Below are 26,340 nucleotides of genomic sequence, written 5' to 3' on the forward strand. Positions count from 1 at the left end.
AATTATAAAATTTCAAAAAAATAATTATTTTACTTCAACAATTCTACTGGAACTACTTTTAAGCCACTTAATAATTTTCGAAATTTATCGATATCCTTTTCATCCATATCTTTTTTAGGAATAATTATCGCCGATAAATTATTTTGATACATTAAAAACCAATTTGGCTTTTCTACGATTTTAAATAACTTTTCCCACTCAATTTCCATATAATAAGATTCGCCATTTATTTTTATCATTTCATTTGCAAGTTCTATTTCTAAAGTTTCACGCAATTGATTGCTAGAATAATAGTTTCTCCAAATAGTGATAAATATAATTGCTGGTTGAGCAATTGCAATTAAAGATAAGGTGATATATTGATAAATTATGGGTTTTGGAAGATTAAAAACATCAAAATTGTAAAATAGAATCCAAAGCAAAAGGAGTAGAGCAACTAAAACTAAAAGTCGCAACATCGTTCTTTCGTAAGCTAAACTGTAAAGTAACTTTACATATTCTTTAAATCTAATTTTAGTTTTTATAATCATTTAATTGGTGATTTAGTTATAAATGATGCACAAATAATTTATGCTTAATTCAAATATAGTCAAATTTACACCTGTAAATTCAGTATCTTAAAATCTTATAAAACTAATCAAAAATCTTACAAAACTGAGGTAATTTTAAGGTACAAATAATTATTTTAATTCAATTTTGTCTAAAATCAGTTTAAAAGACTCATTTTTCTTATTTCCGATTAGAAAAACAATTTCTTCAAAGGAATCACTTTTAAAATTCGGTAAATTTAATTTTTGACCTCTGAATGAAGGATATAAATCGGCTAACTCAATTTCAATATTTTCCCATTCTCCCGATGTTTCGAAAGTTGTTATATAGGAATAATACGAATCATATTTGTCTTTAATTCGAAACTGATATTGTTTCCCATCACCTTTTAATCGTATAACAATTTTACTTTCCTTATTTGTTTTAATCTTATCAAATTGGTAACGCACCGACGAAAAGCCGCCATTATTTTCTAAGGAGATTGTGCCTTGAAACACACCATTCCCATCCGAATCTATTAAAACTTTTCCTTGTGAAATGCCACCCATAACGCCATCGCTAATAATTTGCCAATCATTGTTTGCGGATGCTTTATTGAAATCGTATATAATAGTTGTGTTCATAATTGTCAATAGTATTAGTATAAATAATGGCATAGTATTTTTATTTATCTCTCGAAAGTAAGACATTAATTAATTGTATATAAAGCTTTTACTGAATGATTATTAGCTGTTTAAATTAATTACATTTTAGAAATTTTAATTAATCTAAAGTTCCAATCATATCTTCCGGTCTTACCCATATATCAAACTCTTCGTTAGTTACTAGATTTAATTCTAAAGCTGCTTTACGCAATGTTATGTTTTCCGAATAAGCTTTTTTAACTATTTTGGCCGCATTTTCATATCCAATATGAGTGTTTAGAGCAGTTACCAACATCAAGGAATTTTCTAAATGTTCTTTTATTATTGGTAAATTTGGCTCAATCCCGATAACGCAATTTGTATTAAATGAAGCACAAGCATCGCCTAACAAACGAGCTGATTGTAATACATTTGCGATAATAACGGGTTTAAATGCATTCAATTCAAACTGACCATTCGAACCACCGATTGAAACGGCCACATCATTGCCAATTATTTGTGCACAAACCATTGTCAAGGCTTCTGCTTGTGTTGGATTTACTTTTCCTGGCATAATAGACGAACCGGGTTCGTTAGCTGGAATAATGATTTCACCAATTCCGCATCGCGGACCTGAACTTAACATCCGAATATCATTTCCTATTTTCATTAATGACACGGCACAACGTTTCATTGCTCCTGACAATTCCACCATTGCATCGTGAGCAGCAAGTGATTCAAATTTATTTGGTGCTGTTATGAATGGAAAACCTGTAATTTCTGCAATTTTTTGTGCTACCAAAACATCGTAACCTTTTGGTGTGTTCAATCCGGTACCAACTGCTGTTCCTCCTAGAGCTAGTTCGCGAACTACTTCAAGTGAGTTTTTAATTGCACGAATACTGTTTGTTAATTGTTGGGCATAACCCGAAAACTCTTGACCTAAAGTCAATGGCGTCGCATCCATAAAATGAGTTCGACCCGTTTTTACAATAGTTTTAAAATCTTGTGCTTTACTTTTTAGTGAATATCTTAATGCTTCAATTTTAGGAATTGTATTTTCCACCATCATTTTATAGGCAGAGATGTGCATAGCTGTTGGAAAAGTATCATTGGAAGACTGCGATTTATTGACATCGTCATTCGGATGAACAAATAGCTTTCCGTCGCCTAATTTATTGCCTTGAATTACGTGAATTCTGTTTGAAATCACCTCATTTACATTCATATTTGTATGCGTTCCAGAGCCAGTTTGCCAAATTACTAAGGGAAATTCGTTGTCTAATTTACCTCCAAGAATTTCATCACACACAGCAATTATTAAATCCTTTTTCTTACTGTCTAAAACGCCTAATTCATTATTTGCTAGTGCTGCTGCTTTCTTTACATAGGCAAATGCATAAATTATTTCCAACGGCATTGACGCTTCTGGTCCAATACTGAAATTTGTTCGTGAACGCTCTGTTTGGGCTCCCCAATAAGCATTAGCAGGAACTTTAATTTCACCCATCGTATCTTTTACTATTCTATATTCCATACTAATTTATTTTTACCAAAATGGTTCGTTAGAAATCAATTAACTATAGTTTTTTGAATTTAGCTTAAAAAGTACAGTTTCTCAAATATACGAAAAATTAAAATTTTATAATTATAAAAAAATCCCAAACTCAAGTGACTCTCAAAGTTGGGATTAATTAACAAATTAAAAAAAAATCGTTTAGTGCATTGCTTCACTCATATCGACTTTGTTTTTATTGCTCTTAATTAGTAGAATTATTGGTACACAAATCAAGAATAATATACCTAAATATAAGAAGATGTCCATATAGGATAAAACCGTGCTTTGTTTCATTATACTCATATTTAATACTTGATGAGCTTTTGATAAGGATTCATTTGTACTAAATCCTTTTGCCATAAATCCTTGTTGCAATTGATGAATTCTATCTTGAACTTGTGTTTTTGTAATATCAATATTTGGTAGTAAATTTACTCTGTGTTCTTGCGTAAAACGCGCAATAAATGTCGTTATAATTGCAATTCCAAAAGAACCTCCTAATTGACGCATCATTCCTATAAAAGCAGCTCCTTCTCCAATACTTTTTCCCTTTAAAGTAGAAAGCGATAAAGTAGTAATAGGTACAAAAAGTAAACCTAATCCCAAACCTCTAATAATTAAAGGCCAAAACAGAAACTCAGAACCGGTGTCAGGCGTCATAATACCGTACATCCAGAAGGTAAAGAAGAAGAACATTAAAAATCCAATGGCTACTAGATATTTATGAGGCACACCTTTTTGCAATAATTGTCCAATAATTGGCATCATAAAAGCAGTCATCAAAGAACTTGGAATTAATAACAATCCCGCATCAGTTGCGGTCCAACCTAAAATAGACTGTGTATAAATCGGAATTATAAAAGTGGAGCCATATAAACCAAATCCCAAGATAAAACTCATAAGAATTCCAACTCGTAAATTCAGATCCTTTAAAACACTAAGATTCACTATCGGATATTTGTAAACTAATTGCCTCCAAATGAAGAAAAATAAACTGAAGAAACTTATAATGCTTAACGAAACAATAGCTCTATCATTAAACCAGTCATCTTGTTGACCGTGTTCTAAAACATATTGAAGTGATCCAATAAATCCAGCTAAAGTTATAATTCCGAACCAATCGACTTGATTAGCACTCAGTTTTTCACCATATTTTGGACTTTTCACATAGCGTAAGGTCAAAAGTGTCGCTATAATTCCGATTGGAATATTAATGTAAAAAATATAAGGCCACGAATAAGCATCGACTAAATATCCACCTAATGGCGGACCTAGAGTAGGACCAACAATAACGCCCATTCCGTATATAGCTTGTGCCATTCCTCTTTTGGCAACCGGATAACTTTCAGTTATAATAGTTTGCGAAGTTACTAACAAAGCGCCACCGCCTAATCCTTGTATGAATCTAAAGATAATAAGTTCCCAAATTCCTGAGGCATTTCCACATAAAAAAGATGCAGTTGTAAAAATAATGATGGAAGCGGCAAAATAATTTCTTCTACCAAATTGTTGCGATAACCAACTCGTCATTGGAATTACAATTACATTGGCAATTGCATAAGCTGTAATTACCCAAGCAACATCTGTTAATGTGGCTCCTAGACTTCCACGCATATCATTTAGTGCTACATTTACAATCGTGGTATCAACGATTTCTAAAAGTGCACATAAGACAGCAGTAATGGTTATAATTACTCTATTAAAGCCATATTCAACTAAACTATCGTCTTGTATGTTTGTTGTATTACTACTCATAACTAATCAAGGTGAACATCAACTTCTACATTCATTCCTGATCGAAGCAATTTAATTTTTTCCTTATCATTAGTAGTAGTTAGTGCGATTTTAACAGGCAAACGCTGAACCGTTTTAACAAAGTTCCCTGTTGCATTATCAGGCGGTAATAATGAAAATCGCGATCCAGTTGCAGGCGAAAAAGATGTAATTGTTCCTTCAAATTTTTCACTAGGGAAAGCATCCGCTTTAATTTCCACTTTTTGACCTAATTTCATTTTATTCAATTGTGTTTCCTTAAAATTAGCAACCACCCAAACATCTTCCGTATTGATAATATAAAAAAGAGACTGTCCCGGTTGTACTAATTGTCCTGGCTGCAAATCTACAGCAGAAACTTGTCCGTTAGTGGCAGCAGTAACAACGGTATATTTTAAATTTAAAGTTGCAGCATCCAAAGCTGCTTTTGCTCTAGCTATATTTGCAGAAGCAACAGTTGTTTGTTTTTGAGAAACATTGGTTCTTGTAACTGCTGCACTTTTTTGAAAATCACTTGCTTTTTTCTGTTGTTGCATCATTTGCAATTGATTTTCAGCTTCTTGCTTAGTTGCTGAAGCTTGTTCGTATTGCTGTTTTGTAATTGATTTGTTTTTATATAAATTTTCAAAACGTTCAAAATCATTGGTAGCTCTCCACAATTTGATTTTTGCCGATTCGATGCTTGTTGAAGCCGATTTTGTATTTGCATCGCTAACAGAAATTCCAACTTGTGCGGTTCCAACATCGGCTTTTGAAACTTCAAAACTACTTTCTGCAGATAATAAAGCTGCCTTTGCTTCTTCAACTTTAACGATATAATCGCTATTATCAATTACAAATAAAGTATCTCCTTTTTTAACAAACTGATTATCAGTAATCATTACCTTTTGAATAAAACCAGTTACTCTAGGAATAATTGGCGTCATATTTTGCTCTACTTGCGCATCATCAGTAGTTTCGTGCGAAAGCGAATGAATATATTTATATCCGCCATATACAACACCTAAAGTTACCAGTGCGATTAAGACGAAGGTGAATTTTTTATTGGTTTGTTTTTTTTCCATTTTGATTATATTTTCTATTTGATTGATTGCGTTAGGTTTCCTTTTTGAAATTGTAATTCGTAATATTTTTGTAGAATATCTGAGGTTGAAATGGTATAATTTATTTTAGCTTGCAATTGATCAACATTCGCCTCTAACAAATCATTTGTGTTCGATAAACCATTGTCATATTTATCTTTTACAATTCTAAAATTTTCGGTAGCTTGTTCTTGCGCTCTTTGATATACTTCTTTTTGTTTGATGGCTAACAAATAATTTTCGCTTGCTTCGTAAACTTCTTCTTTTATTTTATCAGTCAAAATAGCAATTTGGCTTTCCGTTTCCAAAGCTTTACTTTTTGCTTTTTCAACATTTTTCTTGTTTTTAAAAATGGAAGTAAAATCGTAAGAAACGCCTGCGCCAAAATTCATTGCATTAGTTACTGTTAACGCGTTTTTTAAATCGAAAGCAATATAACCACCTACTAAATTTAACGAAGGATAATAATTTCCTTTTGCGACTTCAATAGTGTTTTTTGCTGCTTCTTCTTGAAAATTTAATGCCTCTAAATCTTTTCTTTGAATGGAAGAATTTTCAATTGATTCAAATGAAACAAATTTTTCGTCTGAAATGATGATCTTTGTTCCTGCATCCAACTGTAAGAAACTTGCTAATTGAAAATTTAGCACGGTATTATTTTTCTTTGCCGTAGCTAATGATAATTCAATATCTGATTCTTGTAATTTTGCCTTTAATAAATCATTATGAGCTAACAAACCGTTATCTTCTAAAGCTTGAAAATCGAAAACTCTTTGTTTTGCACTTTTCAAATAGTCTTCAGTTAATTTAATCATTTGTTGCGTCTTGTATAAACCAAAATATAATTGTGTCACGTATAAAGCAATTTGTTCTTTCGTATTTTCGGCATTTTTAATTTCAGCTTGGTTTAAATTTTTTGAAGCTTTGATGCTATTTTGAATCTTAAAACCATTAAAAACTGGAATGGTAGCATTTGCCTGACCAATTGCTAATTGACTGATATCAATTCTATTTCCAGAATCCGGAATTAAATTTCCTTTTACATTCGCTTTCGTTAATTTGAAGAATTGTCCAGAAAGTGTAACATTTGGCAATTGATTGTTTTTTACCGTTTTCAATTCCCAATCCGAAGTTTTTACTTTGGTATCAGCTAAAATAGCTTGATTACTTTTCGTAATTCCTAATTGTATGGCTTCCTGCAAAGACAATAGTTTGGTTTCTTGTGCATAGATAAATCCAAAAGAAAAGAGAAATAAGAGTATAAATTTGTAATTATTCATTATTTATTTGTTTAACATTCCTAATATTACGTTGCTAATTTCTTCAGTGAAATCGTTTAAAATATATTTTTCAAAAGCCGCATCGTCTGGTAAATTCAATATGTCTTGATAAAACTTTTTGTTAGTGTAAATTTGAAAAAATGATCCAAGAACAATAGGTGGAATTAAAACTGGATTACATTTTTCTTTAAAAACTTTGTTTTGTTGTCCTTCAGAAATTACATTTTCAAGAAGCTGGAGATTATTCCTTTTTATTTGAGTAAAAGCAGGAAAATCGCTTGTTCTATTTTGATTTACTATTTCGTAATGTAAAATTTGATAAATCTCCTTGTTTTCATATACTCTGCTAATGTAAAAGGAAATAAATTTTTTTATTTTTTGTTGCGCAGAAATAGTTTCCGACTGTAGATTTTCCAACATTAAACCAAAAGCAGAAATTCGATATAAAATAATCGCTTCGAGTAATTTTTCTTTCGAACCAAAATAGTAGGAAACCATTGCAACATTAATATCAGCAGCCTTTGCAATTTCACGAATAGAAGTACCGTCAAACCCATTTTCCGCAAAGAGTTTTTCGGTTATTGTTATTATTTCAATCTGTTTTGTATTTAATTCAGTCATCTTTCTGCTTTAAATTTATTCTACAAAATTAAACATTTGTTTAAATTAAACGTTTGTTTAATTTTTGATTTAACTTTTATTTAACATAACGCTAAAAAACAAAAAATCCCAAAAACCGCTTGATAGGAATTTGGGATTTTTACAAGAATTTAAATTTATTTATTTTACTTCGTCAGTAGGAGTGATGTTGTCATTTGGAAAAATCGATTTCGTTTCTTCCACTTTATCATTTCCTTTTAAATAGGTTGGTAAATTTAAACCCGCCATATTAAACAAATCGTTTAAAGGTGGAACAGTTTTCATCATTCCTGAAACAAAGTTAGCTGTTGAACCGTTTCCGTCTGCATTATTTCCTGAATCCCAAACGGTAATTTTATCAATTTTGATGTTTTTAACTGCTTCAACCTGAGTTTTAACCAATTCTGGTAACTTTTCAATTAACAACAATTGGAATGCTTTTGTAGGGTCTCCACCAGCTGCGCTAACCACTTCACGGTAACCTTCAGCTTGTTTGGTTAATATTTCATATAAACCTTTTGCTTCAGCTTCCATTTTTGCAAAAATGGCATCAGCTTCTCCTTTTGCTAATTCTCTTGTTTTTTCAGCTTCAGCTTGTGCATCAATAATTGCTTTTTGTTTTGCAATTTCTGCTGGAATTACGACGTTTGCATTTTGAGTTGAACGTTCTCTTTCAGCACGAGCTTGTTCCGCTTTTTGTTCCGCAACATAAGATTCTTCTAATGCTTTTGCACTTTGTACTTTCTCTGATGCTAAAGCCAAACGCAAGGCTTCTGCTTCACGCTCACGACGAGTAGCTTCTGATTGTGCAATAGCAATTTTGGCCTCATTTTCCCCTTGAATAGCAATTGCATTTGCTTCCGAAGTTTTTACACGCGTATCTCTTAAAGCTTCCGCCTTACCAATACTTTCGTCTTTAAAAGCTGCTGCAATACTAACTTCTCTATCTTTATTTGTAATCGCAATTTTTACGTCACGATCTCTATGAGTTTCTGCAATTTGAACGTCTTTTTCACGATCAGCCATTGCTTTACCCGTTTCTCCTATTTTTTCTTGTTCGGCAACCGAAATTTTAGCTTCGTTAATCGCTTTTGCAGCGGCTTCTTTTCCTAAAGCTTCAATATAACCTGATTCATCTTTGATATCGGTAACGTTGACGTTGATTAACTTTAATCCAATTTTCTTCAATTCTGAATCTACGTTTTTCGAAATATTTTCAAGGAATTTATCTCTATCGGAGTTAATTTCTTCAATTGTCATCGTAGCAACAACCAAACGCAATTGTCCAAAAAGTATATCTTTAGCCAGTTCTTGAATTTGTTCTGGCGAAAGTCCTAATAAACGTTCTGCAGCTGTATTCATAGAATCGCTTTCCGTAGAAATAGCAATTGTAAAACGACAAGGCACATCGACACGAATATTCTGACGAGAAAGTGCATTCATCAAGTTAGCCTCGATAGAAATTGGCTTTAAATCCAAAAACTGATAGTCTTGTATTACGGGCCAAATAAAAGCACCACCACCGTGAACACATTTTGCAGAAGTTCCGCCAGTACGACCATAAATTACTAATATTTTATCTGAAGGACATCTTTTGTAACGCGAAATTAACGTCACAAAAGTAACAAATAGCACAAATGCGGCTACAACAATAATAATTAATTCAAACATAGTTTTATAATAAGAGGATTAAATTTTTTCTACAATTAAGATGTTATTTTCAACAGCAATTACTTTAACAACACTTCCCGAAGGTAACTTTTCTAAGTTTAATGTCATTGCATCTAATTCGTGGAAACTACCATTTACGCTGATTTGCACTTTTCCTTTTCCTGATTTATTTGCAGGAATTGTCAAATAGACATCGGCCGTTTTGTTGATGGTACTTTCAATTTTAAAGCTGTTATCTTCTGATAATTTTAGAATTTGCTTAATCAAAAAGAAAAAGATTGCTACAAAAGCTAAACCTACGCCAATTGAAATAACAATTAAAATAGTTTTGTTCTCGAATTTTTGATAGAAAGAAATTCCTGTCCAACTAAATCCAAGTAAGAAGTTGATCAAGTTCCGAAGTGTAAAAATTTCAAAAGGCATCTCGCCGCCATCTCCGCCATCTGAATCAATATCTGTTTCTCCACCACTAAGACCAATAAAGGTTGTAATAGTTTGTAAGGCAAAGAAAATACTTACTGGTATTGCAATGTACCAAAAAGCCTGGAGCAAAGGTTCGTAGTTTTCTAAAAAGTTCATAGTTAATGGTTAGTTTTCATACAATTATACGATTACTTTTACAAAAAGTTACAAAATGGCTTATTATTTTTGAAAATTGTTAGAATTGATTGCCGAAGAACTAGATTAACAATTAAAGCAAAAAAAAACGCTGGTTAATACCAACGTTTCTTATTTTTCTTAGAAGCTTCTGATTTTCTTGATTTTGAATCGGGATTAATCTTATTTTTATCCTTATTTCTTAAATCGGGTTTTGCATCCGGATTTACTTCTTCATCTTTCCAAGTATATTCGTGATCTGTAACAACTTTAACTTTCATTCGAATTAATTTCTCGATATCTTGCCAGTATTCTTTTTCGTCTTTTCCACAGAAAGAAATCGCTAATCCTGAATTTCCAGCACGACCAGTACGACCAATTCTATGAACATAAGTTTCAGAAATATTAGGAATATCAAAGTTAATCACAAACGGAAGTTGTTCAATATCAATTCCTCTAGCCGCGATATCAGTTGCAACTAAAATATCAATTTCTTGGTTTTTAAATTGCTCTAATACACGTTGTCTTGCATTTTGAGATTTATCGCCGTGAATTGCTTCGGCTTTAATATGTGCTTTCTTTAATACTTTTACAATATTATCAGCGCCGTGTTTAGTTCTTGTAAACACCAAAGCATTACTCAAACTTTCTTGAATAATTAATTGCTTCAACAATAAACGTTTGTCGTCTTTGTTTACGAAATATACTTTTTGCGCTACTTTTTCAGCCGTACTAGAAATTGGTGTTACTGAAATATATTTTGGTTTTGTTAATATTGTATCAGCCAATTCTCTAATTGCTAAAGGCATAGTTGCAGAAAACAATAAAGTTTGTCTATTAGCAGGTGTAAGTTTAATGATTTTCTTTACATCATTAATGAAACCCATATCTAACATTTGATCTGCCTCATCTAATACTAAATGATGCAAATGATCTAGATCAATAAAACCCTGTTTATGTAAATCTAAAAGTCTACCTGGAGTTGCGATTAAAACATCAACACCGTTTTTTAATTCGTTTACTTGTGACATTTGGTTTACACCACCAAAAATAACTAATGATTTAACATTGGTATATTTTCCGTAAGTCTTGAAACTTTCGTCAATTTGAATTGCTAATTCACGAGTAGGCGTAACCACAAGTGTGCGAATGTGTTTCGCTTTTTTTGCTGAACCCACAATGCGGTGGATTAAATTTAAGATTGGAATAGCGAATGCTCCGGTTTTTCCTGTTCCGGTTTGTGCACACGCTACTAAATCTTGTCCCAATAAAATTTCGGGAATTGCTTGCTCTTGAATTGGTGTTGGATTTGAATAACCTTCTTCTTCTAAAGCTTGCTGAATGGTAGGATATAATTTTAAATCGTTAAATGTCATATAATATAATTAGTCTTATTGAAGATTGTCAATTAGTGTACAAAGATACCATTATTTTTTTTATGCTTTTAAACTGATTTGGCTTTCATAAAATCAGTAATCATTGCGGCAATTAATTTACCTGTTAAATGGTTATTTTTTGAATCGTCCAAATCGGGCGCGCCTTCACAGATATGCAGATAAGATGCATTTTGATGTTTTCCGAAATAGTATAAATAATGCCGTGCTTTATCAACGCTAAATCCACTTAAAGTCATCGCGCTTGAAGGAATGTTTGGAATGGCATCTAAGTCTAGTTCTACACCAAAGGGTTCATTTTTTATGAAGTCTAGCGCATTTCCTAATTCAACTTCGAATATTTTTTCTCGTTTTACTTCAATTTCTTCATACGTTACAAACTTCACTCTTGAGTTTAAATCTTTTAAGGTATTAAAAACACTTTTTGAAACGAAGTTTTCATGCAGTCCAAAAACAAAATATTTTTTTAAAAAACCGTCTTCATAGGCGTAACTAAATCCATTTCCTGAATGTCTTCCTTCCATAGTTCTGAAATCAGTGTGTGCATCAAAATTTATTGCATTTACTGGTTTCCCTTTAGCAAGAGCCAAACCTTTAATATTTCCGTAAGCATTATTATGCCCTCCACCAATTATAATTGGAATTTTTCCCGCTTTTACAATTTGATGAACAATATGTGAAACTTCAATGTCAATTTTCTCAACCAAATCGAAAAGTTCTTTTCGTTGTTCTTTATTTTTTGGGTCTAAATCCTTTGCTGCATTCATCTCTTCCGAACAATCCAAATGGCCTAACACTAGTAAATTGCTTCCTTTACAGAATTTATTATGCTGAATATTAACTAAATTTTTTAAAGCACTGTCATAAGCCGAAGCAGCTCCTGGTCGCCCTAAATTTGCACGAATGCCAATATCTTCAGGAATACCAAAAAGCACAAATTTCGCTTCACACGAAGTGATAAATTCAATACTATCAGTGTCTTTTGGTACCGTTAAAATTTTTTCACCAAACTTAATTTCACCACTTCTGTGATTGGTGATTTTCGCTAGTTCGTTTTGGCTAAGTAATGTAATTTTTTCCATAGAAATGTGGTAATAGGCATTTCAAATGTACTATTTTAAAATAAAATCCGTTATATAAAATATAAATACTTTTTAAATCGTATTTTTGACTTACAAATTAACCTACAAATTAAAAAAATTAAACATGGAAAACAATTCAAGCGAATCAAAAAATTCAGGTCTCAAGGCTGCAATCGTAGTTTTAGCATTATTACTATTAGGAAGTGTAGGCTACATTTATAAATTAACTACTGATAATAAAGAAACAATTTCGGGACTTACTTCGGAAAAAGGAGCTTTAGCAGATGAATTAAAAGCTAAAATTGCAGAATATGATATTATGATTTCTGACAACACTGCTTTAAAGGAAGAACTACAAGCAGAACAATTAAAAATGGTAGAACTTTTAGAAGAAGTTGAAAAGTCTAAAGGCGATGCTGCTTCTATGGCTAAATATAAAGGATCTTATTTAAAATTAAAAGGTGAAATGGACAATTTGGTAGCTGAAAACAAATTGTTAAAAGCGCAAAATGTAACATTAACGTCTAGTTTAGATAGTACAAATGTAGTTTTAGACGATGCTAAAAGATTTAATGACACTTTATTAACACAAAACGAAAGTTTAACAAAAACAGTTGAAAAAGGTTCTAAATTGGCTGTATTAAATCTAAAAGTTTTAGCGGTAAAAGAAAAAAGTTCAGGAAAACAAGTAGAAACAGACAAAGCAAATAGAGCAGATAAATTAAAAGTAAGTTTCTTAATTGCTGAAAACCAAATTGCTAAAGATGGCAGTAGAGAATACTACATACAAATAATTGATTCTAAAGGTAATATTATTGGAGAAAAGAAAACGATTCCTGCTGGAACAGAAAGCTTAACATATAGTTTTATTTCGACTGTTAAATATGAAAATAAATCTGTTCAAGTAAATGAGGAACTTGCTGGCAAAGAATTCGCTGCAGGAACTTATTTTGTAAATGTATTTGATAAGAATTTTGAGTTAGTTTCTAAAACAAGTTTCAATTTGAGATAATTACGTCTAAATTGATTATTAAATTAAAATCCCGATTAGCAACAACTAATCGGGATTTTTTTAAGCTCCAATCGTAGTAAAAATACCTGTTTTATCCTCTTAGATAAATTTACCGCCAATCATTACTTTATCAATTAAATTGGTTCCGAATGCATAAGGTAACTGATAATAGCTCGTGATTGGTTGCGTTAGTAAAATATTTGCTTTTTTTCCTATTGTAATACTTCCATGTGTTGCTGAAATTCCCATCGCATAAGCACCATTTATAGTTGCAGCATTAATTGCTTCCTCTGGTGTCATTTTCATTTTAATGCAAGCTGTTGCTACAACAAAATTCATATTACCAGATGGCGTTGTACCCGGATTGTAGTCTGACGCTAGCGCTAAAGGTAATCCTGCGTTCAGCATTTTTCGTGCTGGAGTATAGGGAATGCTAATAAAATAGGAGCAACTTGGCAAAGCAACTGGCATTGTAAAACTATCTTTTAAGATTGCAATATCTTCATCAGTTACAATTTCTAAATGATCAACTGATAAAGCACCGTGTGCTACGCAAGCTTTTATACCATCAATCGTTGTAAATTGATTGACGTGAATTTTCGAAATTAAGCCATATTTCTTTCCTGCTTCCATAATTTTAACAGTTTCATCTACTGAAAAATAGCCCGTTTCTAGAAATACATCAATATAATCTGCTAGATTTTCTGCCGCGATTTTAGGAAGCATTTCGTTGATAATTAAATCAATATAACCAGAATGATTTTCTTTATAGATAGCAGGAAAAGCATGTGCTCCTAAAAAAGTAGCTTTTATTGCAATTGGATAATTTTCTTTCAAACGTTTAATTACGCGAAGCATTTTTAATTCGCCATCAACAGTTAAACCATAACCCGATTTAATTTCAGCTGCTCCGGTTCCTTGTTGCATTATTTCTTCCAAACGTAATTTTGATTGTTCGTAAAGTTCGTCTTCTGATGTATCGCTTAATTTTTTTGCCGAATTTAATATTCCACCGCCACGATTAAATATTTCCTCATAACTTAAGCCGTTAATTCTATCTACGAACTCTTGAATTCGATTTCCAGCATAAACAATATGTGTGTGACTATCAACCCAAGTTGGTAAAATAACACGGCCAGAGGCATCGATAATTCTTGCATCAATAGTTTTTGGACAATTTTCCATAGGACCAAAATCAACGATCAAATCGCCTTCTATCAATAAGAAAGCATTTTCTATTTTTGGTAAAATAGCCATAGCAGAACCCGCCACTTTATCAATATTTTGGGGTCTAACTTGTAAAAGTTCTTTTATGTTGGTAAATATCGTTTGCATTTGAAAATATTTTTCAGTAAAAATACTGCTCCTTTTTAAAAACTCCTATCTTTATATAAAATTTGTATGGTTTGAGAAAAATTAAATATAAAAAAGGAAGAAAAGTACTACCAAGTACTTTAGAATATACAGGAATTCATAAAGAAACGGTTACTGAATTACAATTATTTCAATACGATTCAGATACTGTTAAGGAAAATAAACATTTAAAATTAAATGATATTGATGGCGTGAGTAATCCATCAAAAACTACGTGGATCAATGTGCACGGCTTAAATAAGCCGGAAGTTATTGATATAATTTGTAAAAAATTTAATGCCGATAGTTTTATAATTGGAGATATTTTAAACACCACAAAACGTACTAAATTAGAAGAATATCAAGATATTTTATTTTTCAATGTAAAATCACTTTTGCCTTTAAAAGATTCGGATATAATTGGTTACGAGCAGATTAGTTTCATATTAAAAGACAATGTGCTATTGTCGTTTCAAGAAAAAAGAAGTGATTATTTTACGCACATACGTGAACGTATAAGGAGTGATTCGGGAGTTATCCGCACAAAGAAAGCAGATTATTTATTGTATTTGTTATTGGATGCAATTATTGAAAATTTTTATATTACGATCGAAAATGAAGAAGAAAATGTAGATGAAGTTATTATTTTATCAAAAACCAGCACAAAACCTGAGGTTTTAGAAATGATTGAAAAGCATCGTGATAATTTTAATTTTTTAAAACGTTCTATTATTCCACTTCGAGATTCTTTATACTCCATTAAAAGTATGAAAGAAGATCACGTTTTTAATGATATTGAACCTCATAATTATTCTTATTTCGCTCGTTTACATCAGAAATGTTTGGAATTGTTAGAACAAATTGAGTCTGATTTAATTACTTTAGAAAGTACTTCAAGTTATTTTTTCTCAGCTCAAAATCACAAAATGAATCAGGTTATGAAGACATTAACTATAGTGTCCATGTTTTTCTTGCCTTTAACTTTTATAGTGGGGGTTTATGGAATGAATTTTAAATACTTCCCGGAACTAGAGTGGGAGTACGGCTATTACATCATTTGGGGAATTATGATTGCAATTGTTATACTTATGTTTGTTTATTTCAAAATGAAGAAATGGTTTTAAAGTATATAAAATAATTGGGGTTTATATTGGTATAAATAAATATTACACTTACCTTTGAAGAAATTCATAAATTCCGGAAAAAATTATGTTTGAATTTCAACAGTACCTAGGGTTTTTACTTTTTTTAACCGTTTTAACAATCGGTTTTTGGTTAATGATTTTCTTAGTAGGATTTGTTCAATATTGGTTGGGCGGTGCTATTATGGAATTAATTAAAGAGAAAAGAGCAAAAAAACAAGCTGAACAAGAAAATTAAATTTTTTAGTTCTTAAAGATAAAGTCCCGATTATTCGGGACTTTTTTATTTTATATATATTATAACTTAAGAACCTTCTAAATTTTTATTCGCAAATTTTATAATGAAAATTAAATTAATTACTGAAAGAATCCCAAATATTAGTCCAAAAATTTTACTATTCGAAATTTTGTAAAATTCAAAAATTTGTTTCAGACTGAAAGTAATCAATAACAACAGATTATTGATTAAAAGAATTAAGCGAATTTTTTTCATTTGAACTAATTTTACAATTGTAATCACGAAAATAAATAAAAATCCTCTTTAAAACAATAAAGTCCTGAATTAACAGGACTTTCTTTATTGCTTTTTATTATTAACCCATAAAATCACCTTCTCCACCACCATCATCTTTTCTTTGTGGTCTTTCTCTCTCATTTTTCTTTTTGTTAAAACGGTAAGTAAATGACATCATTATTTGACGTGATCTCCATTGCATTTCACTATGTGAACTCACAACATTTAAAATTTCAGTATCCATAATTCTTTTTCTTGAATTGAATACGTCGCTTACATTTAATGCAATTGTACCTTTATCTTTTAGTATGTCTTTGCTAAATGCTAAGTTCATTGAAGCTACACCTAAAGTTTTTCCTTGCGCTGTAGATTGCGGTGCGCTGTATGAACCATTAGTTTGCCAATCAATTTTATAGGGTAAAGTAACTTTAGAACTAATTCTTGCAAACCAAGTGAATGCAACATTATCGAAGTTTTGAACAATTGTATTTCCTAAATAATTCACGTAGCTATAATCTCCTTGTGTTTCATTTCTGAATGCATTAAAATTCCCATTTAATCGCCACCATTTGTAAGGCGTATAATTTAAGTTAAATTCAAATCCAGCTCTCAATTCTTTTGCTAAATTAATTGGTGTACTTAAAATTACAGGAACACCACCTACAAATAAACCAGATTCTTTCCTAATGAATTGAAATGAATCATCTGTAATGTTAAGGTAAGCCGAAGTGTTGAATGTTAATTTACTCCATCTTTTTAAATAACCTAAATCAATTGCATTTGTTAATGAAGGATCTAAATCTGGATTTCCTTGAAAAATATTAATATTACTCGATAAAGATGATACTGGATTTAAGAAACGGCCTCTAGGACGATTGATTCTTTTGCTATAACTTAAGCTAGTTGAACTAGTTTCTGAAAATTCATAATTTATAGTAGCAGAAGGAAAGAGGTTGTTGTATTTTTTTGTGTTGTAATCGTCTAAAGAAATTGAATTTACCTCAATTTTACTATCTTCAAAGCGTATTCCTAAAAAATATGAAAATTTATTATATTTTGAACCGTATTGCGTATAGAAAGCGTTTACATCTTCTACATATTCTAATTTGTTTGAAAAATCTGAAATAGGTGTTACACTAAAATCCGTTAAGTTTGAAGAAAAACTTCCTCTATAACCAGCCTCAAATCTTCCATTTTCTCCAATTGGTAAAACATAATCTGTTTGAAATAAATTTCGTTGTTGATTATTTTTATTAATTGTTCCTTGCTCAGATAAAGAAGCAGGATCACCTAAAATTTGATCAAAAATTGTAGCTATTTCATTTTCTCTGTTTTGAGAAATTGCAACATCAACTGTTAACTTATGATCATCTTTTTTGAATTTCTTTGTGAAATTAGTAGAATATTCTAAACTAAAATCATCACTGATTTGATCGTTGAAACGATTTCTTGTAAACGTTGGATTGTTTAAAGCATCAAAATTATAAAAATATACATCGTCTGGATTTTTTCCATCACTTTCTCTAAATGTCAAGGCATTAGTCCAAGATAAAGAATTAGTTAAATTTAAATCAATTCCAAAATTTGCATTATAGCCTTCGCTTTGTCTCGCATTTTTTCTTCGTTCGTTAATATATCTACTAGTTGTTCCGTCTGCATTAAAATATTCAGAATCGACTATTGTATTTCCTGGATTATTTCTTTTGTTATATCCAAAATTTGAAAACAGGTTGTAATCGTCACTTTTCTTATTCAAATTAACACTAGCTCCGTAAGTTTCAGGATCTCCCGCATTTACCATAACAGAACCATTTACACCATTTGCTTTTCCTTTTCTTAGTACAATATTAATAATACCGCCACCACCTTCAGCATCGTAACGAGCAGACGGATTTGTAATTACTTCAACTTTTTCGACTGATTCAGCGGGTAATAATTTTAAAGCATCTGCAATATTAATTCCTGCTAAACCCGAAGGTTTTCCATCAATAAGGATTTTTACACTCTCATTTCCACGTAAAGCTACGTTTCCTTCAGCATCAACCGTAACTGACGGTACATTATCTAGCACGTCACTTATAGTTCCACCTTTAACGATCATATCTTTTCCAACGTTGTATACGCGTTTGTCTAATTTAATTTCTACCGTAGATTTTTCAGCAATTACTACAACATCATTGAGCATTGCAGCATCAGCCTCCATATAAATTTGACCTAAATTAGTATCTTCGATAAATTCTTTTTTTGTGATAGCGACATTTTTGAAAGAAATAAATTCGGCTCTTGCATTGTAAGTTCCGGCTGTTATTTCAAATTTAAAAACACCTTTTTCATCAGTAATTCCTCCTGAAAGTTGTTTTGTTTTACTGTTTTCAAAAATAACTGTTGCGTATTCTAAAGGCTGATTACTTCCTTTTTCAATAACTTTACCAGAAATGGTGATTTTTTTTGCATCTGGTCTCTGGGCAAATAATACAGAACTTATAAATAAGGTAAGTACTACTAAAAAATTTCTTGTGTTCATAAATTAGTTTTCTTCTTAGACCGCAAAAATAACCTTTGGTTTAACCTTAGTTTGCTAAATGTTTGTTAAAACTCCGATAGTAATTCGTTAATCTTTTCTTTAGGTCGGGCTATAATTGCTTGCGCTCCAAAAACTACTATTGGCCGTTCAATTAATTTCGGATGAATTAACATAGCTTCAATGATAGCTTCATCTGACATTTGTTTCCCTTTATATTCTGCAACCCAAATTGCTTCTTTGGTTCGAACCAATTGAATAGGTTTTATGGCTAGTTTTTTCAATACACTGGTTAACTCTTCTTTTGAAAAGGGTTCTTCTAAATATTTTCTGACGGTAATAGATTGATCTAAATTTTCTAATTCGCACAAACCTTCTCTTGATTTGGTGCATCTTGGATTATGGTAAATGGTTATCATTTTGTAAATTTGCTGATTAATCTACAAAAGTAATACTTTAAAATATGTTTATAGCGCAAGGATTTACAAGAGCCAATTCATTTGGAAAATATTTACTAGGTTCTTTATTGGTTTTTGTAGCTTCGGCAATTGGCCAAATACCTTTAGCAATAGCAGTGGCAATTAAAAGTTTTATGGGTGGCGATTTAACCGCGACGGAAAGTGATATTTATACAATGTTTGATTCTAATTTGTTCTTAGTTTTGATGTTAACGTCTTTTGTGTTTGCCCTAGGAGGCTTATATTTCATCATAAGAGGACTACATCATCAAACTTTTCTTTCTATAGTTACGTCGAGAAAAAAAATTGATTGGAAACGCGTATTTATAGCCTTTGGAATTTGGTCTGTATTTTCGTCTAGTATGATTTTATTTTCCTATTTTTATGATAGTAGCGAAATTCAGTTGCAATTTAATCTAATTCCTTTTTTGATTTTAGCCTTAATAACATTTTTATTTATTCCAATTCAAACTAGTACGGAAGAATTAGTTTTTAGAGGTTATTTGATGCAAGGTTTCTTCAATTTGGCTAAAAATAAATGGTTTCCTTTACTAATGACTTCTGTTATTTTCGGAACTATGCATATTTTTAACCCAGAAATTCAAAAAATGGGTTATTTATTATTGGTTTATTATATAGGAACTGGATTATTTTTAGGAATTATTACCTTGATGGATGAAGGAACCGAATTAGCTTTAGGATTTCACGCGGCAAACAATATGGCAGCTGCATTATTAATAACATCAGATTTTACAGTGTTTCAGACGCATTCCATTTTTAAAGATATGTCCGAACCAAGTCTGGGTTTTGAAGTGTTTTTTCCCGTTTTTGTAATTTTTCCAGCATTAATTTTTGTATTTGCAAAAGTCTTTAAATGGACAAATTGGAAAGAAAAATTAATCGGAAATTATCAAGATTTAGACTATTTGGAAGATCAGTTTATTGAAAATCAAATTGAAGCCCAAGAAAAAGTTTAATACTTTTATAAACCAAAAATCTTATGACTCCAAATTATACCAACATTCACAATCGCTTTAAAATCAATGGTGTTTACCTGAACAGAGAAGGATTATTTCAATTAGGATTTAACGGAATCAAAGAAGGTGATGATTATGAAAAAGATATGGGACTTTTTATTCTAGATTGGATTGATGAAAATGAAACCATACAATTAATGACGTCTGGCACAACAGGAATTCCTAAATTAATCACTTTGCAAAAACAGGCAATGGTTAATTCGGCAATAGCTACAGCCGATTTTTTTAATTTAAGACCGGGGGATAAAGCATTACATTGCTTACCAACAAAATATATTGCCGGTAAAATGATGTTAATTCGCGCAATCATTATTGGATTGGAATTAGATATTGTGGCACCAAGCTCACACATTGAAATTGTACCTTCAAAAAAATATGATTTTACGGCGATAGTTCCAATGCAAGCACAGGCGAGTTTTTCGGTCTTAAATCAATTTAAAAAGATAATTATAGGAGGTGCAAAAATAGATTTGGCTTTAGTTGAAAAATTATCAGCATGTTCAGCAGATATATACGAAACTTATGGTATGACCGAAACGATAACTCATATTGCTGCAAAAAAAATAGGAGTAGACCGTTTTAAAGTTTTGCCACATATTAAAATTTCAAAAGATGAAAGAGGCTGTTTAATTATTCAAGCGCCAAATATAACGGACGAAATTATTGTTACTAATGATTTAGTTGAAATATATAACGACATTGAATTTCAATGGTTTGGTCGTTATGATAATGTGATTAATAGTGGCGGTATTAAATACATTCCAGAACAAATAGAATCTAAGTTGGCTGTTAAATTAAAGCATCGTTTTTTTATTGCGGGAATGCCTGATAGTGTTTTAGGACAAAAAATTGTATTATTTATTGAAGCGAAAAAATTTCCAGTAGAAGCAGCCTTCTTTGATATTTTAGAAAAATTTGAACGCCCGAAAGAAACTTACTTTTTGCCGAAATTTATCGAGAAGAATAATAAAATTAGACGATTTGAAATGGTAAAAAACCAACTTCTTTCTTTTTAAATAGCTTTTTTTAACGCATCGAAAGTTTTAAATTAAACAAACTATTTTAAAAAATATGTATCAGATTCTTGAAAAATTTATAAAAGATAAAACTGAAATTGATACCGAAATGTTCGTTTGCAATTAATGCGAGAAGATATTCCAGTTTCAAAACGTTTGCGAATGGCTCTTAAAGTCAACACAGACAAAGAATACATGGCCGGACTAAAATATATTGTTGGAAAAAATATGGGAATTACAACTCATTATGATAGTGATATGGGATTAGGTTTTGGATTGAATATTAATTATTAAAAAAAAAACTTACTTTTATTATAAATGTAAGTTCAAACTATAAGTGCAACAGAATAAATTAAAAACACTTGGAATTATCCTAAAAACAAGAAAGTAACTTTTTATCTGAGATAAAAACAGCAGTTGAGATAAGGATGAATATTGCTTATAAAGCTGAGATATATTTTTCAAATCATAAATTATTATCTGATTTGGGGAAATGCTACTAAAAAAGTATTTCCCCATTTTTTTTAGTAGTAGTCGTAAGATTTATTTTCTTGTAAATTCACTAAAAAAGATTTTTTAAAGGTAAACGCTGTGAACAAAACTGAAGTTTTAACTGAAGAGTAACAGTTTGAATGTTTGTTTTATGACAACAAAGCAAAATTGATTTGCTGAAATAAAAATAATTTTTAATAGATTCCTTCCTTGTAAATTTTAAACTTCTAAAAAACGGCAAATACCAAAAGCATTTTGTAGTTGTATTCTTTTGTCCTAAATTTACCAAAGCACTTTAAAATTCTAATTTTTTTATGAATTTAAACGACTTTTTAAAAACTCATGTTCCTTTTTCTGATGCCGAATTGCAGGATATTCTAGCGCATTTTTCGAAAGAAGAAGTGCCTAAAAACCAGCTTTTGCTAAAGCAAGGGGGAATTTGCAGGAATTTATATTTTATAGATAAAGGCATGGGACGCAGTTACTATTTAAAAGAAGATGGGAAAGAAGTGACGCAATGGTTTTTTGGTCAAGGCGTATTCATGGCGAGTGCCGATAGTTTTTTTAATCAAACGCCTAGCTATTACTATTTAGAAATTTTAGAAGATGCTACGTTATACAGTATTTCCAGTGAAAAAATGGATTTATTATTAGCTAAATATCACAAAATGGAAAAATTCGCAAGACTATTAGCTATTAATATATTGACCAAATTTGTACTCAAATTAAATGCCATACAGTTTCAAACCGCTAGAGAACGCTATGATTATATGATTTCAGAATTTCCTGATATTTCGCATCGTGTTTCGCTTGGCCATATTGCTTCCTGTTTAGGAATGACGCAAGAAACCCTTAGTCGCATCCGGAAAAACGATTTATAAAACATCTTTTTTTAATTATTTGATTTAAATCAAAAGAAAGCGACTGTATTTTTAAGATATTTGTACTGTATTTTAAATTAGTTGTTATGCTACAAAATAAATTAAGAAGAAGGATGTTATTTTTTGCTTTGACTTGGTGCATTCCGTTCCTGTCCATGGCACAAGAATTAGATCCTGTGCTAAAAGTACTAGTTGCTAAAGGTTTGCAAAAAAATCATAGTGTAAATGCATTTGAATTAGACGCGAAATTGGCTAAAGTAGACCAAAATTTAGCCAAATCAGTTTTCTTGCCAAAAGTGACCCTTAGTGGAAGTTATACCCGATTAAATGACGACATCACATTTGATTCCGATACCCAAAATTTATTAATTGGTACCCAAAAATTACTTATTAAAGAAGCTATTGGCCTTCCTTTTAATGCAGCTTTTCCTGCAAATATTCCACTTACCGCTGTGCCAAATTTACAAAATCAAGACATTTTGAAATCTGCTGTAGATTTAGATTGGGTGCTATTTAGTGGTTTTGAAGCTTCTCACGCCCTAAAAGCAAGCAAACACAAAGAAGCTTCGTTAAATTATTTAGGAAATGCTGAAAAAGATAAAATTGCCTTAAAAATTATTGAAACCTATGATAAATTAGCGTTGGTAAATGCTTCTGAACGGGTTTTAAAGACTTCTAAAAATTACTTAATCGAGCAAGAATATTACGTTAGAAAAGCAATTGAAAATGGTTTGGCAACGCCAATTAATCGAAAAAAAATTGAATTAGCGCAACAACAATTGGCTTCTAAAGAATTGGAATTTAAACACAATAAAATTTTATTGGTCGAAGTATTGCACCAACTTACAGGCGAAAATAAAAGTGATTTAGCACTTCTGAATCCGCAATTAAGCTCTTTTTTAAGTAATACTATATCAAATAGCGACAAACGCAATGAAATTAAAGCATTAGAAGAAGCAGAACAAGCAACAATTTCAAAAGCTAAAATGGAGAAAAGTAATTTTATTCCGAAAGTTGCGATTAAAGGACATTATGAATTTATTGAAGATGATTTGTCATTGCTAGATCCAAAATGGTACGTTGCCGCAGGAATCAAATGGAATGTTTTCGATGGCATGCAATCGCGATTGAAAAGTCAGAAATCTCAAATTGAAAGTCAAAAATACAGACAACAAATCGAAGAAGCGGAGGAAATGATAGCCTTAAGTTCTATTAAAGCCGAATTAAATTATGAAGCAGCACTTCAAAACAGCTTAATCGTTCAGAAAGAAATTGAATTGGCCAGCGCCACTTATGAAATGGTTGACAAGCAATACAAAAACAATTTAGCATCCATTAATGACGTGCTTGATGCTTTAAACGATTTAGAAAAAGCCAAATTTAAACTAGAAGAATCGTATTTCAACCAACGAAGAGCTTCAACGGATTTGCTTCATGCTAAAGGTTTACTAACTTCTTTATACAATTAATACTCAATAAAATGAAAACATTTAAAACGATATTTATAAGCGGAATTGCACTCCTAACTTTAAACTCTTGCGGAAACGATAAAGAAATTACTTCTTACAGAGGAAAGGTTAAATTTGAAACCCTTTCGATCACGAGTAAAATTGCAGGTAGAATTGGAAAAGTTTATGTAGAAGAAGGTCAAGATGTTAAAAAAGGCGATACGCTTGCTTTTATTGATATTCCCGAAGTTACTGCAAAAATGATGCAAGCAGATGGCGCGATAAAATCGGCTAAAGGACAATTAGATATGGCGGCTATTGGTGCTACTAGAGATCAATTGAATCAAATTAATGGTCAAATCAATTCGGGTAAAGCCCAATTGGAATTTGCAAAAGAATCGTTTCAACGCATGCAAGCTATGTATAAAGATTCCTTAATTAGTCAGCAACAATTTGATGAGGTTAAAATGAAAATGAATATGGCTAAAGCCCAAATTGACGCCCTCGAAGCCAAACGCAGTGAAGCGATAAATGGTGCAACTAAAGAACAATTAGAACAAGCAAAAGGACAATTAGACCGGGCTATGGGTGCTAAAGATGAAGTGCTTTCGGCGTCCAACGAAAAGTACATTATTGCTCCAGCGGATATGGCTATTGAAACCATTAGTTTAAAAGAAGGCGAATTGCTAACACCTGGTTATGCGTTGTTTAACGGCTATAAAAAAAGTAGTGTCTATTTTCGATTTACGATACCAGAATCTAAAGTCTATAATTTTAAAGTAGGAAAACCTTTAACGCTAATAAATCCGTATACCAAAGAAGAAATTAAGGCCAAAATTGTAGCGATAAAACAACTAGCACAATATGCCGATATTACAAGTACGGCGCCTTTATACGAGCTTTCTGAAGCTATTTATGAGTTAAAAGTAGTTCCTGTTGGTAAATCAGATCAATTGTTTTATGCGAATGCAACGATTTTAATTAAAGAATAACGGCATGAAGAAATTTAAAAGATTACTCAAAATTGAATTCAAGCGCATTTTTTCGAATAATGTGTTGCTTGCCATTTTTTTTGGAGCGCCTATTTTATATGGATTTCTCTTTGGTTATGTGTATCAGCAAGCTAAAGTAATTGATTTGCCTGTTGTGATTATCGATCAAGACCACAGTCCGATGACGGATAAAATTATCGATGCTTTTGAAGATAATCAAGGCCTTTTAGTAAAAGATGTGCGTTTCACACCAGGAACTATTATGCAGGAAATGGCGATGGAACAATATGCGGCGGTAATCACTTTTCCTACTAATTTTGAAGCGGATATTCTACAAAAAAGACATCCAGAAGTGCGAGTAGATTTGAACATGGCTAATATTTTGAATGCCAATACGGCTAGTAATAACATTCAGCAAGTGTTGATGACCTTAAACGCTGGAATCGAAATTGAAGGATTGAAGAAACAAGGAATGCATCCCGATCAGGCTAAAAATGCCTATGAAAGTTTTAAAATTAACTTCAATAAACTCTATAATTCTACAGGAAATTATGTGACTTTTATGCTTCCAGGTTTGCTAGCTGGAATTATGCAGCAAGTTATATTTTTAGCCATGGCTTTGGTTTTTGCAAGAGATTTTGAAGACGGTTATTTTTCAGAATTAGTCCAAGAAAGTAAGTGGTCCTTTTATCACATCGGACTCAAATCAACACCTTTTTTATTGATGATTCCGGTGATGTGGCTTTTAGTTAGTGCGTTCATTCCTTATTTTAATATTGAAGCGTCAATTTATAATTTCCCGATGTTACTTTTAGTTGTATTATTAACTTTAGCTTCGATGGCTATTGGAATGTTGTTTTCGATTGCTATTCCGAGTCAATTAAAAGCCACGGAACTTTTGATGGTAATTTCAACGCCTGCTTTCGTTTTGAGTGGTTTTACTTGGCCAACTATGGCAATTCCGCATGCGATAACAACTATTGCCCAATTCATTCCCTTGACCCAATTTTTAAGTGGTTTTAGAAAAATTGCTTTTTATGGTGGTGATGTAGCGTCTATTCGACCGGAAATCAATATGTTGTTATTAATTATTGTAGTAGCTTCTTCAGCAATGATGCTTTTATTACAATTTAAGATTGTAACTGCAAGAAAGAAATTAAATATTGGCTTGGAGGAAACTGAAGTATAATTTACTACGTTATTTATCCGAAATTAAGCTCTAATTT

Annotated in this window: 23 protein-coding genes and 1 pseudogene; 10 read left to right on the forward strand and 14 right to left on the reverse strand. The window is 31.5% G+C overall.

Annotated features, from left to right (window positions below; translation table 11 throughout):
• Nucleotides 1-29: 29 nt before the first annotated feature.
• The 11 genes from T1L09_RS06850 to T1L09_RS06900 all read right to left on the reverse strand — a co-directional run bounded on the left by T1L09_RS06850 (nt 30) and on the right by T1L09_RS06900 (nt 12,248).
• Nucleotides 30-530 carry a YcxB family protein gene (locus T1L09_RS06850; protein WP_322550212.1) on the reverse strand — a complete coding sequence of 167 codons (501 nt, stop codon included), beginning with the start codon at nt 528-530 and terminating at the stop codon, nt 30-32.
• Between the two features lie 150 nt (nt 531-680).
• Nucleotides 681-1,172, reverse strand: coding sequence for a CIA30 family protein (locus T1L09_RS06855; protein WP_322550213.1), 492 nt, complete (start codon nt 1,170-1,172; stop codon nt 681-683).
• 139 nt (nt 1,173-1,311) lie between these two features.
• Entirely contained in the window at nt 1,312-2,709 is a 1,398-nt protein-coding gene (fumC, locus tag T1L09_RS06860) for a class II fumarate hydratase (RefSeq protein ID WP_322550214.1), read from the reverse strand.
• A gap of 180 nt (nt 2,710-2,889) precedes the next feature.
• Nucleotides 2,890-4,485: an MDR family MFS transporter gene (locus tag T1L09_RS06865; protein ID WP_322550215.1), complete on the reverse strand. Its 1,596-nt coding sequence runs from the start codon at nt 4,483-4,485 to the stop codon at nt 2,890-2,892.
• Nucleotides 4,486-4,487: 2 nt separating this feature from the next.
• Complete coding sequence (locus T1L09_RS06870) at nt 4,488-5,567, reverse strand: HlyD family secretion protein (RefSeq protein WP_322550216.1); 1,080 nt, start codon at nt 5,565-5,567, stop codon at nt 4,488-4,490.
• 14 nt (nt 5,568-5,581) lie between these two features.
• A complete protein-coding gene (locus T1L09_RS06875; RefSeq protein WP_322550217.1) occupies nt 5,582-6,865 on the reverse strand; it encodes a TolC family protein in 1,284 nt (427 codons plus the stop codon).
• Nucleotides 6,866-6,868: 3 nt separating this feature from the next.
• A complete protein-coding gene (locus T1L09_RS06880) occupies nt 6,869-7,486 on the reverse strand; it encodes a TetR/AcrR family transcriptional regulator (protein ID WP_322550218.1) in 618 nt (205 codons plus the stop codon).
• A gap of 159 nt (nt 7,487-7,645) precedes the next feature.
• Complete coding sequence (locus T1L09_RS06885) at nt 7,646-9,175, reverse strand: flotillin family protein (protein ID WP_322550219.1); 1,530 nt, start codon at nt 9,173-9,175, stop codon at nt 7,646-7,648.
• Nucleotides 9,176-9,193: 18 nt separating this feature from the next.
• Nucleotides 9,194-9,754, reverse strand: a complete 561-nt coding sequence (locus T1L09_RS06890) for an NfeD family protein (RefSeq protein WP_322550220.1) — start codon at nt 9,752-9,754, stop codon at nt 9,194-9,196.
• A gap of 134 nt (nt 9,755-9,888) precedes the next feature.
• Nucleotides 9,889-11,148, reverse strand: coding sequence for a DEAD/DEAH box helicase (locus T1L09_RS06895; protein WP_322550221.1), 1,260 nt, complete (start codon nt 11,146-11,148; stop codon nt 9,889-9,891).
• A gap of 68 nt (nt 11,149-11,216) precedes the next feature.
• Nucleotides 11,217-12,248 carry a formimidoylglutamase gene (locus T1L09_RS06900; RefSeq protein ID WP_322550222.1) on the reverse strand — a complete coding sequence of 344 codons (1,032 nt, stop codon included), beginning with the start codon at nt 12,246-12,248 and terminating at the stop codon, nt 11,217-11,219.
• Between the two features lie 124 nt (nt 12,249-12,372).
• On the opposite strand from T1L09_RS06900, the gene T1L09_RS06905 reads away from it, so the two are divergent.
• Nucleotides 12,373-13,260, forward strand: coding sequence for a hypothetical protein (locus tag T1L09_RS06905; protein ID WP_322550223.1), 888 nt, complete (start codon nt 12,373-12,375; stop codon nt 13,258-13,260).
• 99 nt (nt 13,261-13,359) lie between these two features.
• Here T1L09_RS06905 and hutI read toward each other — a convergent pair whose 3' ends face one another.
• A complete protein-coding gene (hutI, locus tag T1L09_RS06910; RefSeq protein ID WP_322550224.1) occupies nt 13,360-14,595 on the reverse strand; it encodes an imidazolonepropionase in 1,236 nt (411 codons plus the stop codon).
• A 71-nt stretch (nt 14,596-14,666) separates the two neighbouring features.
• Between hutI and corA the strand changes: the two genes are divergently transcribed.
• Both corA and T1L09_RS06920 read left to right on the forward strand, forming a co-directional pair.
• The gene (corA, locus tag T1L09_RS06915; protein ID WP_322550225.1) at nt 14,667-15,737 is read left to right on the forward strand and encodes a magnesium/cobalt transporter CorA; all 1,071 of its coding nucleotides are present in this window, start codon (nt 14,667-14,669) and stop codon (nt 15,735-15,737) included.
• Between the two features lie 85 nt (nt 15,738-15,822).
• Nucleotides 15,823-15,993: a hypothetical protein gene (locus T1L09_RS06920; protein WP_322550226.1), complete on the forward strand. Its 171-nt coding sequence runs from the start codon at nt 15,823-15,825 to the stop codon at nt 15,991-15,993.
• Between the two features lie 355 nt (nt 15,994-16,348).
• Here T1L09_RS06920 and T1L09_RS06925 read toward each other — a convergent pair whose 3' ends face one another.
• Complete coding sequence (locus T1L09_RS06925) at nt 16,349-18,793, reverse strand: TonB-dependent receptor (protein ID WP_322550227.1); 2,445 nt, start codon at nt 18,791-18,793, stop codon at nt 16,349-16,351.
• Between the two features lie 65 nt (nt 18,794-18,858).
• Nucleotides 18,859-19,209: an arsenate reductase (glutaredoxin) gene (gene arsC, locus T1L09_RS06930; protein ID WP_322550228.1), complete on the reverse strand. Its 351-nt coding sequence runs from the start codon at nt 19,207-19,209 to the stop codon at nt 18,859-18,861.
• Nucleotides 19,210-19,253: 44 nt separating this feature from the next.
• Here arsC and T1L09_RS06935 point away from each other — a divergent pair, with 44 nt between their 5' ends.
• The 7 genes and pseudogenes from T1L09_RS06935 to T1L09_RS06965 all read left to right on the forward strand — a co-directional run bounded on the left by T1L09_RS06935 (nt 19,254) and on the right by T1L09_RS06965 (nt 26,303).
• Nucleotides 19,254-20,225 carry a CPBP family intramembrane glutamic endopeptidase gene (locus T1L09_RS06935; protein WP_322550229.1) on the forward strand — a complete coding sequence of 324 codons (972 nt, stop codon included), beginning with the start codon at nt 19,254-19,256 and terminating at the stop codon, nt 20,223-20,225.
• Between the two features lie 23 nt (nt 20,226-20,248).
• On the forward strand, nt 20,249-21,301 hold the full coding sequence (locus T1L09_RS06940; protein WP_322550230.1) for an AMP-binding protein: 1,053 nt from the start codon (nt 20,249-20,251) through the stop codon (nt 21,299-21,301).
• Between the two features lie 108 nt (nt 21,302-21,409).
• Nucleotides 21,410-21,595: pseudogene (locus tag T1L09_RS06945) on the forward strand (hypothetical protein); the annotation flags it as partial.
• Nucleotides 21,596-22,107: 512 nt separating this feature from the next.
• A complete protein-coding gene (locus tag T1L09_RS06950; protein ID WP_322550231.1) occupies nt 22,108-22,674 on the forward strand; it encodes a Crp/Fnr family transcriptional regulator in 567 nt (188 codons plus the stop codon).
• 86 nt (nt 22,675-22,760) lie between these two features.
• The gene (locus T1L09_RS06955; protein ID WP_322550232.1) at nt 22,761-24,143 is read left to right on the forward strand and encodes a TolC family protein; all 1,383 of its coding nucleotides are present in this window, start codon (nt 22,761-22,763) and stop codon (nt 24,141-24,143) included.
• 11 nt (nt 24,144-24,154) lie between these two features.
• Complete coding sequence (locus T1L09_RS06960; protein ID WP_322550233.1) at nt 24,155-25,114, forward strand: HlyD family secretion protein; 960 nt, start codon at nt 24,155-24,157, stop codon at nt 25,112-25,114.
• Nucleotides 25,115-25,118: 4 nt separating this feature from the next.
• Nucleotides 25,119-26,303 carry an ABC transporter permease gene (locus tag T1L09_RS06965; RefSeq protein WP_322550234.1) on the forward strand — a complete coding sequence of 395 codons (1,185 nt, stop codon included), beginning with the start codon at nt 25,119-25,121 and terminating at the stop codon, nt 26,301-26,303.
• The last annotated feature ends 37 nt before the right edge of the window (nt 26,304-26,340 follow it).

It is taken from the genome of Flavobacterium psychraquaticum (assembly GCF_034497725.1).
Classification (GTDB): Bacteria; Bacteroidota; Bacteroidia; order Flavobacteriales; family Flavobacteriaceae; genus Flavobacterium; species Flavobacterium psychraquaticum.